This is a genomic window from Pseudomonas sp. PDM25, from assembly GCF_019219045.1.
Classification (GTDB): domain Bacteria; phylum Pseudomonadota; class Gammaproteobacteria; order Pseudomonadales; family Pseudomonadaceae; genus Aquipseudomonas.
In genome coordinates this window covers 137,568-146,472 of sequence record NZ_JAHUWL010000017.1, presented here as the reverse complement: position 1 = coordinate 146,472, position 8,905 = coordinate 137,568, and the positions used below count along the sequence as shown (strand labels likewise).

The window sequence follows — 8,905 nt, the reverse complement described above, 5'->3', positions numbered from 1 at the left end:
AACACCTCTTTTACACCGCTTTCGACCGAGAAGATCGAATCGTCAATTAGGCAAAAACAGACTGCCCGATCAACTCCTTCTGGGCTTCGATGACCTGAAGCAACTCGTTGCCGAAAACTGCGTAACCCATTGTTTACCAAGGAGTTTTCCGTTTCGACTGCGCCGGAAGTGGGGCGAATTATAGACTTCCAGAATCTGCCGTCAACCCTTAATTAAGCATTTCTATCAAACACTTGCAGAACGCCGGAAAACAGCCCGTTTCTTCTCTATATAGGAGAGTAAAACCACTCCACCTATATAGAAGAAAACCTCAGAGCACCCCGGCCTCTTTGAATGCAGCCACAACGCCGGCATCCAGACCCAACACCCGCTGCAAAACCTCCAGCGTATGCTCCCCTAATAGAGGAGGTGCGTTGCGATACTCCACAGGCGTTTCGGACAGGCGAATCGGACTAGCCACTTGCGGCACCATCCCGGCCAGCGCATGGGGCAGCTCGATCGCCAACCCGCGCGCCTTAACCTGAGGATCCGCAAACATCTGAGCCAGATCATTGATCGGCCCGCACGGCACACCTGCTTGCTCCAACTGCAGCACCCACTCAGCAGTCGTCTTGAACACAGTCGCCTGGCGAATAAGCGGAATCAACACCGCACGATTCGCCACCCGCAACTTGTTGGTCGCAAAGCGTGGATCATCTGCCCACTGCGGCTGACCAGCCACTTCAGCAAACTTGCGAAACTGCCCGTCATTGCCCACGGTGAGGATGAAGTCTCCATCCGCCGTAGGAAAGTCCTGATAAGGCACGATATTCGGATGAGCATTACCCAGGCGCTTCGGAGCATTGCCCGTCGTCAGGTAATTCATTGCCTGGTTAGCCAGACATGCCACCTGAACATCCAGTAGCGCCATATCAATATGCTGACCGCCACCGTCATGATCCCGATGCGCAAGCGCTGCAAGGATCGCCACAGTCGAATAGAGGCCGGTCAAAATGTCCGTCAGCGCCACGCCGACCTTTACCGGCCCGGCACCTTCATCCCCTTCGGGTCGCCCCGTCAGACTCATTAGGCCGCCCAGTCCCTGGATCATGAAGTCATAACCCGCGCGCTTGGCGTAAGGGCCTGTCTGGCCAAACCCGGTAATCGAGCAATAGATCAGATTCGGATTGATCGCCTTCAGAGACTCATAGTCCAAACCATATGCCGCCAGCCCACCGACCTTGAAGTTCTCGATCAGGATGTCCGACTTCACCGCCAGATCGCGCACCAGCTTCTGCCCTTCAGGCCGGGTGAAGTCGATGGTGACCGATTGCTTGTTGCGATTGGCCGACAAGTAATAGGCGGCCTCGCTAGTGTTCTCGCCATAAGCGTCTTTAAGGAAGGGAGGCCCCCAGGCGCGCGTGTCATCGCCATTACCCGGGCGCTCGACCTTGATCACTTCGGCGCCAAGGTCAGCAAGGATCTGTCCGGCCCAAGGCCCGGCCAGAACCCGCGATAAATCCAGTACCCGTAGATGCGAAAGCGCGCCCATGGCCGTTCTCCTATTAATAGAACGCCTGGATGCCAGTCTGCGCACGACCAAGGATCAGCGCATGGACGTCGTGTGTACCTTCATAGGTATTCACCACTTCCAGGTTGACCAAGTGGCGAGCAACACCGAACTCATCGGAAATACCGTTACCACCCAGCATGTCGCGCGCCATGCGAGCAATGTCCAGGGACTTGCCGCAAGAGTTGCGCTTCATCATCGAAGTGATCTCGACCGCCGCAGTACCCTCGTCCTTCATACGACCCAGACGCAGGCAGCCTTGCAGCGCCATGGTGATCTCGGTCTGCATGTCGGCCAGCTTCTTCTGGATCAGCTGAGTGGCGGCCAATGGGCGACCGAACTGCTTGCGATCCAGAGTGTACTGGCGAGCGGTATGCCAGCAGAACTCGGCAGCACCCAGCGCACCCCAGGAGATGCCATAGCGTGCGGAGTTAAGGCAGGTGAACGGACCTTTCAGACCGCGCACATCCGGGAAAATGTTTTCTTCAGGGACAAACACGTTATCCATGACGATCTCGCCGGTGATGGATGCACGCAAGCCGACCTTGCCGTGAATCGCCGGGGCGCTCAGGCCTTTCCAGCCCTTTTCCAGAACGAAGCCACGGATGTCACCAGCATCGTCCTTACCCCATACGACGAACACATCGGCGATCGGGCTGTTGGTGATCCACATCTTGCTGCCGGTCAGGCTGTAGCCGCCGTCCACTTTGCGTGCACGAGTAATCATCGCGCCTGGGTCGGAGCCGTGGTCAGGTTCGGTCAGACCAAAGCAACCGATCCATTCACCCGAGGCCAGTTTCGGCAGGTACTTTTGCTTCTGGGCTTCGGTACCGAATTCATTGATCGGCACCATGACCAGCGAGGACTGCACGCTCATCATCGAGCGGTAGCCGGAGTCGACGCGTTCGACTTCACGGGCGATCAGGCCGTAGCTGACGTAATTCAAGCCACTGCCACCATACTGCTCAGGGATAGTCGCGCCCAACAGACCCACTTCACCCATCTCGCGGAAGATTGCCGGGTCGGTCTTTTCATGGCGGAAAGCTTCGAGAACACGCGGCGCGAGCTTCTGCTGAGCGAATTGCTCAGCGGTGTCGCGAATCATGCGTTCTTCTTCGGTGAGCTGTTGATCCAGCAGCAGGGGATCGATCCAGTTGAAGCTAGCTTTACCGCCCATGAGTGTGTCCTCTCGAATCGGGTCAAATAACGTGGGCTGATCCTAGGCCGGGTTCGGTGTTACGGCAAACGAGGATTTTGCATACTGTTGTGCTAATTTCTCACTCCGAAACATCGCAAAATAGCTTTTATGCGATGTATTAGTGAGGTTGACGTACATGCGCAGGAAAATCCCCAGCACAACGGCCCTGATCAGCTTTGAAGCGGCCGCTCGCCACGAAAGTTTTACCAAGGCCGCTCAGGAGCTTTCGCTCACTCAAGGCGCCATTTGCCGACAGATCGCCAGCCTTGAGGAGTTCCTCAGCGTAGAACTGTTCCGACGCTCACGACGCGGGGTCAAGCTGACAGAAGCCGGTCTTTCCTACAGCCGCCGGGTGGCCACCCAACTCGATGCCGTTGAGCGGGACACCTTGTCAGTGATGGGTCAGCAAGGTGCCAACGTGATCGAGCTGGCGGTGGTTCCAACCTTCGGCACTCAATGGCTGCTGCCAAGACTCAAGGATTTCCAGCAAAAACACCCGGAAGTGACGGTCAACCTCACCAACCGAACCCGCCCCTTCCTGTTTGCCGATACCGACTTCGACGCCGCGATCTATTTTGGCGACGCGGACTGGTCGGGTACCGAATCCCACAGGCTGATGGGCGAAAATCCGATGCCGGTGTGCAGCCCCAATCTCATGGGGAAAAAGGCAACCCTGTCTCCCGGCGACATCGCCGAATTGCCCCTGCTGCAGCAGACCACCCGCCCTTATGCCTGGCGCCAGTGGTTCAACTCTCAAAACCTAAATATCCCGAGAGACATGACAGGGCCGCGCTACGAGCTATTCTCCATGCTTGCTCAAGCCGCCATGCACGACATGGGGATAGCGCTGATTCCGCCGTTCCTGATTCAACGCGAATTGGCCGAGAAGCGCCTGGTCATTGCCAACACCCAGGCGCTATCAAGTATCAAGGCGTATTACTTGATGATTCCCGAGAGAAAGGTCGAATCAGCCTCTTTAAGGGCATTTCGCGATTGGTTGGTCAATCAGGCACAGAGCTACAGCCTAGAAGGATAAAGGCTTCTCGCAATAATCTGACTGCGTAGTCAACAAAACCAAAACACTACAGATATAAGTATTTGTCGCATATTTGATAACTGTACCGACAAGCAGTACAAACGTCCCACAAGCGCCTGAAAACGTGGCCTTGAGCCTCTATTGCGGAGCAATAACGACTCATTCACCTGACCGATACGTAAATTCTCCAATTTTTATAAAAATCCTTACAAGGCACGGCCTGCAAGGGATTGAACCGGTTAGTTGCGACATTCGGTCACGGGGTGACTTGTAGTTAATTTTCCGTCACCCCTCATAAACCCTTGAAGGGCACTAAGTTCGCCTGCAAAATGCCGCGCCCCGCCCTGATTTGGCGGGATCGTGCTGATCGGCCGCCCCAGTCGCACCATCCGAAGTGCCTGGGTTTACTCAATAAGATCACGCAGGAGATTTGACGTGCACATTGGTGTTCCTCTCGAAACCCAGACGGGTGAAACACGGGTTGCTGCAACCCCGGAAACCATCAAGAAGCTGATCGCCCAGGGTCATAAGGTCACTGTGCAAAGCGGCGCCGGCATTAACGCCAGCGTTGTCGACAGTGCCTATGAAGCGGCAGGCGCAATTATTGGCAGCGCCAACGATGCGTTTGGTGCCGAGCTGATTCTCAAGGTGGTCGCCCCCAGCGACAGCGAGCTGACGCTGATTAAGAGCGGCACCGTTGTGGTGGGCATGCTCAATCCGTTCAGCAATGAAACCATTGCCAAGCTGGCCGAGTGCGGCATTACCGCGTTTGCGCTGGAAGCCGCGCCACGCACCTCCCGCGCTCAGAGCCTGGATGTTCTGTCCTCCCAGGCAAACATCGCCGGTTATAAAGCCGTGTTGCTGGCCGCTCACCACTATCCACGCTTCATGCCGATGCTGATGACGGCTGCGGGTACCGTGAAAGCGGCGCGCGTGCTGATTCTTGGCGCAGGTGTAGCCGGTTTGCAGGCGATAGCTACAGCGAAACGTCTGGGTGCAGTGATCGAAGCGTCTGATGTACGCCCTGCGGTAAAAGAGCAGATCGAATCCCTCGGCGCCAAGTTCGTCGACGTGCCTTACGAAACCGATGAAGAGCGCGAATGTGCCGTTGGTGTCGGTGGTTACGCGCGACCAATGCCTGCCAGCTGGATGCAACGTCAGGCCCTGGCCGTGCACGAACGCGCCAAACAGGCTGACATTGTCATCACCACCGCACTGATCCCGGGCCGTAAGGCGCCAGTATTGTTGAGCGCGGAAACCGTGGCGCAGATGAAGCCGGGCTCGGTGGTCATCGACCTCGCGGCAGCCCAGGGCGGCAACTGCCCGCTGACCGTGGCGGACCAGGTTGTGGTCGAGAACGGCGTGATCATTTGCGGCCCGACCAACCTGGCCGGCGCCGTCGCCGCAGACGCCTCGGCCCTGTACGCACGCAACCTGCTGGACTTCCTGAAGCTGGTCTTCAACAAAGAAGGCCAGTTCGAGATCAACCTCGAAGACGACATCGTCGCCGCGTGCCTGATGTGCCGCGACGGCCAAGTCATCCGCAAAAACGCCTAAGCAGGGATTCAGACGATGGAAGAGCTTATCTCCCCCGGTATCTACAACCTGATCATCTTCGTGCTGGCGATTTATGTCGGTTATCACGTGGTCTGGAACGTTACGCCCGCACTGCACACGCCTTTGATGGCGGTAACCAACGCAATCTCGGCGATCGTGATCGTCGGCGCCATGCTGGCCGCGGCTTTGACCGTAACGCCACTGGGCAAGACCATGGGCACCCTGGCGGTAGCCCTGGCAGCGGTGAACGTATTTGGCGGCTTCCTGGTTACCCGCAGGATGCTTGAGATGTTCAAGAAAAAAGCCCCGAAAGCAGTAAAAGAAGAGGCGCCTAAGTAATGAGCATGAATCTCGTAACGACGCTCTACTTGATCGCGTCGATCTGCTTCATCCAGGCCCTGAAAGGCCTGTCGCACCCGACCACCTCGCGGCGCGGCAATGTGTACGGCATGCTCGGCATGGCTTTGGCGATTCTCACCACAGTGGGCCTCGTCTATAAGCTGGGCGCCGAGTTGGCCACTGCCGGCATCGGCTACGTCATCGTAGGCCTGTTGGTCGGCGGTACCGCCGGCTCGATCATGGCCAAGCGCGTTGAAATGACCAAAATGCCGGAACTGGTCGCCTTCATGCACAGCATGATCGGTATGGCCGCGGTGTTCATTGCCATCGCTGCTGTCGTTGAACCGCAATCGCTGGGCATCGTCAAGCAACTGGGTGATTCCATTCCTGCCGGTAACCGCCTGGAGCTGTTCCTCGGCGCGGCCATCGGTGCAATCACCTTCTCCGGCTCGGTGATCGCGTTCGGCAAGTTGTCGGGCAAGTACAAGTTCCGCCTGTTCCAGGGCGCACCCGTACAGTTCAGCGGTCAGCACAAGTTGAACCTGTTGCTGGGCCTGGCGACACTGGGCCTCGGCGTGACCTTCATGCTGACCGGCAACCTGAACGCCTTCGCGCTGATGCTGGCCCTGGCCTTCGTGCTGGGCGTGCTAATCATCATCCCGATCGGCGGCGCAGACATGCCAGTAGTTGTGTCGATGCTCAACAGCTACTCCGGCTGGGCAGCGGCGGGCATCGGCTTCTCGCTGAACAACTCGATGCTGATCATCGCCGGTTCGCTGGTGGGCTCAAGCGGTGCGATCCTCTCGTACATCATGTGCAAAGCGATGAACCGCTCCTTCTTTAATGTACTGCTCGGCGGTTTCGGCAATACGGCGGACGCGGCCGGCCCTGCTGGCTCGAAAGAAGCCCGCCCGGTGAAATCCGGTTCGGCTGATGACGCGACTTTCCTGCTGACCAACGCCGACACCGTGATCATCGTTCCGGGCTACGGCCTGGCGGTAGCGCGGGCGCAGCACGCGCTGAAAGAGCTGACCGAGAAGCTGACCCATCGCGGCGTGACCGTGAAGTACGCGATCCACCCGGTCGCCGGTCGTATGCCTGGCCACATGAACGTATTGCTGGCCGAGGCCGAAGTGCCTTACGACCAGGTGTTCGAGATGGAAGACATCAACTCCGAGTTTGGCCAGGCCGACGTGGTGCTGGTATTGGGCGCCAATGACGTGGTCAACCCGGCCGCCAAGAACGATCCGAAATCGCCAATTGCCGGCATGCCGATTCTCGAAGCGTTCAAGGCCAAGACCATCATCGTCAACAAGCGCTCGATGGCCAGCGGCTATGCCGGTCTGGACAACGAACTGTTCTACCTCGACAAAACCATGATGGTCTTCGGCGACGCCAAGAAAGTCATCGAAGACATGGTCAAAGCTGTCGAGTAAAACCTGCTCCAGCGCAATACCCAAAACCTCAGCCTTTAGTAGGCTGGGGTTTTTTATTGCCCGCTAGAAACCGACCAAAGGCTCTAAATCAGGGCTCTGCATTCGACCATGGTAGCGGGAGGATTTTTTTTGAAATCACTAGACTGCACTCCTTGCTTTCGTTGCCCGAGATAACAATCCATGTACCGTGACCGTATTCGCTTGCCTTCGTTGTTGGATAAAGTGATGAGCGCTGCTGACGCCGCCGCTCTGATTGAGGACGGCATGACCGTCGGCATGAGTGGTTTCACTCGCGCCGGCGAAGCCAAAGCCGTGCCCCATGCATTGGCCGAGCGCGCCAAAATCACCCCGCTGAAAATCACCCTGATGACCGGCGCGAGCCTGGGCAACGACCTTGATAAACAGCTCACCGAAGCTGGCGTATTGTCACGACGCATGCCCTTCCAGGTCGACAGCACCCTGCGCAAGGCTATTAATGCCGGCGAAGTGATGTTCATTGACCAGCATCTGTCGGAAACCGTGGAGTCGCTGCGCAATCAGCAACTCAAGCTGCCGGACATCGCGGTGATTGAAGCCGTGGCGATCACCGAGCAGGGCCATATCGTGCCGACCACGTCGGTGGGTAACTCGGCCAGCTTCGCGATTTTCGCCAAGCAGGTGATCGTCGAGATCAACCTGGCGCACAACCCGAATCTCGAAGGTCTGCACGACATCTATATCCCGACCTATCGGCCGACCCGCACACCGATTCCGCTGGTAAAGGTCGACGATCGCATTGGCAGCACTGCCATACCGATTCCGCCGGAAAAGATCGTCGCTATCGTGATCACCAATCAGTCTGACTCGCCGTCCACCGTGCTGCCGCCGGACGTTGATACCCAGGCCATTGCCGACCACCTGATCGACTTCTTCAAGCAGGAAGTGGCTGCGGGGCGCATGACCAACAAGCTCGGCCCGCTGCAGGCCGGGATCGGCAACATCGCCAACTCGGTGATGTGCGGTCTGATCGACTCGCCGTTCGAAGACCTGACGATGTACTCCGAAGTGCTTCAGGACTCGACCTTCGACCTGATCGACGCCGGCAAGCTGAGCTTTGCTTCCGGCAGTTCAATCACCTTGTCGAGCCGTCGCAATACCGATGTTTTCGGCAACCTTGAGCGCTACAAGGACAAACTGGTCCTGCGCCCACAAGAAATTTCCAACCACCCGGAAGTGGTGCGCCGGCTCGGCATCATCGGCATCAACACGGCGCTTGAGTTCGACTTGTACGGCAACGTCAACTCCACCCACATCTGCGGCACACGGATGATGAACGGCATCGGCGGCTCGGGCGACTTTGCGCGCAACGCGCATTTGGCGATCTTCGTGACCAAGTCGATCGCCAAGGGCGGTGCGATTTCCAGTGTGGTGCCGATGGTCAGCCACGTTGATCACACTGAGCATGACGTCGACATCCTTGTCACCGAGATCGGTCTGGCGGACTTGCGGGGCCTGGCGCCGCGAGAGCGTGCTCGGGTCATCATCGATAACTGCGTGCACCCGGACTATCGCCAAGCCCTGGATGACTACTTCACAGCCGCCTGTGCTCTCGGCGGTCACACGCCGCATATCCTGCGCGATGCCCTGAGCTGGCACATCAACCTGGAAGAAACCGGGCGAATGCTCGCGGTGTAATTGGTACAGATGGCAGCTGACGCAAACACAGTTTCGTCAGCTTGCTGTTGCCAGATCAAATCCCGAATAAAACTGTACTGCTGTACCGGTCTTTTCCTACCGTAATTGCCTACCTT

At 57.5% G+C, this 8,905-nt stretch carries 7 protein-coding genes; 5 read left to right on the top strand and 2 right to left on the bottom strand.

Going from position 1 to position 8,905, the window contains the following annotated elements; all coding sequences use genetic code 11:
• Positions 1-310: 310 nt before the first annotated feature.
• A complete protein-coding gene (locus KW848_RS26300) occupies positions 311-1,531 on the bottom strand; it encodes a CaiB/BaiF CoA-transferase family protein (protein ID WP_218538513.1) in 1,221 nt (406 codons plus the stop codon).
• Between the two features lie 13 nt (positions 1,532-1,544).
• A complete protein-coding gene (locus tag KW848_RS26295; RefSeq protein ID WP_218538512.1) occupies positions 1,545-2,726 on the bottom strand; it encodes an acyl-CoA dehydrogenase in 1,182 nt (393 codons plus the stop codon).
• A gap of 157 nt (positions 2,727-2,883) precedes the next feature.
• On the opposite strand from KW848_RS26295, the gene KW848_RS26290 reads away from it, so the two are divergent.
• The 5 genes from KW848_RS26290 (at position 2,884) to KW848_RS26270 (ending at position 8,789) form a co-directional block, all read left to right on the top strand.
• On the top strand, positions 2,884-3,783 hold the full coding sequence (locus tag KW848_RS26290) for a LysR family transcriptional regulator (RefSeq protein WP_218538511.1): 900 nt from the start codon (positions 2,884-2,886) through the stop codon (positions 3,781-3,783).
• A 435-nt stretch (positions 3,784-4,218) separates the two neighbouring features.
• Positions 4,219-5,340 (top strand): Re/Si-specific NAD(P)(+) transhydrogenase subunit alpha, encoded by a 1,122-nt coding sequence (locus tag KW848_RS26285; RefSeq protein ID WP_218538510.1) that lies wholly within the window; start codon positions 4,219-4,221, stop codon positions 5,338-5,340.
• Positions 5,341-5,355: 15 nt separating this feature from the next.
• Positions 5,356-5,679: an NAD(P) transhydrogenase subunit alpha gene (locus KW848_RS26280; RefSeq protein ID WP_003187010.1), complete on the top strand. Its 324-nt coding sequence runs from the start codon at positions 5,356-5,358 to the stop codon at positions 5,677-5,679.
• Positions 5,679-7,115, top strand: coding sequence for an NAD(P)(+) transhydrogenase (Re/Si-specific) subunit beta (locus KW848_RS26275; RefSeq protein ID WP_111448092.1), 1,437 nt, complete (start codon positions 5,679-5,681; stop codon positions 7,113-7,115). The genes KW848_RS26280 and KW848_RS26275 overlap by 1 nt, the downstream gene beginning before the upstream one ends.
• 180 nt (positions 7,116-7,295) lie before the next feature.
• Positions 7,296-8,789, top strand: a complete 1,494-nt coding sequence (locus KW848_RS26270; RefSeq protein WP_074872382.1) for an acetyl-CoA hydrolase/transferase family protein — start codon at positions 7,296-7,298, stop codon at positions 8,787-8,789.
• The last annotated feature ends 116 nt before the right edge of the window (positions 8,790-8,905 follow it).